This is a genomic window from Psychrobacter sp. Pi2-1 (assembly GCF_904846645.1).
Classification (GTDB): domain Bacteria; phylum Pseudomonadota; class Gammaproteobacteria; order Pseudomonadales; family Moraxellaceae; genus Psychrobacter.
On record NZ_CAJHBO010000064.1, the window covers coordinates 1 to 539 of the forward strand.

The 539-nt window shown below is 46.0% G+C and carries 1 protein-coding gene; it reads left to right on the top strand.

Annotation, left to right across the window (positions count from 1 at the left end; genetic code table 11):
- Positions 1–54: 54 nt before the first annotated feature.
- Positions 55–539 (top strand): transposase (locus JMX91_RS13275; protein ID WP_201549631.1); only part of this gene is annotated, 485 nt, incomplete at its 3' end.

Consider the following 539-nt stretch of genomic DNA (forward strand, 5'->3'; position numbering starts at 1 on the left):
GAGTTTCCTAAAAACTGTGTAACTGCTTATAATCCATTAACAGGAGAATAAGCAATGACTAACCAAAACGACATTAAAAAACTGGCCCAGCAGATGGCTGGTAGCATGAAAAGCTTCGATGACATCAAAGACTTCCAAAAGCAGCTCATGCAGTCGTTTATCGACACTGCACTAGAAGCTGAGATGGAAGACCATCTCGGCTATCCTAAGCATGAGAAATCAGACAAGCCAAACAAACGCAACGGTCACACTAAAAAGACCGTCCGTAGCGACACAGGCGAGCTTGAGATATCCACCCCAAGAGACCGTCATGGTGACTTTGAACCTACACTCGTGCGCAAGCATCAAACCCGTATCTCAGGTCTCGATGATAAAATCATATTCCTTTACGCCAAGGGTCAAACCACCACTGAGATCGTAGAGAGCATTAAAGAGCTCTACGATGTCGACATCTCAAGCTCTCTTGTCTCAAGAGTCACCGATAACATATTAGAGGACATCACCGCTTGGCAGAACCGGCCGCTGAGCAGTGTTGCTGA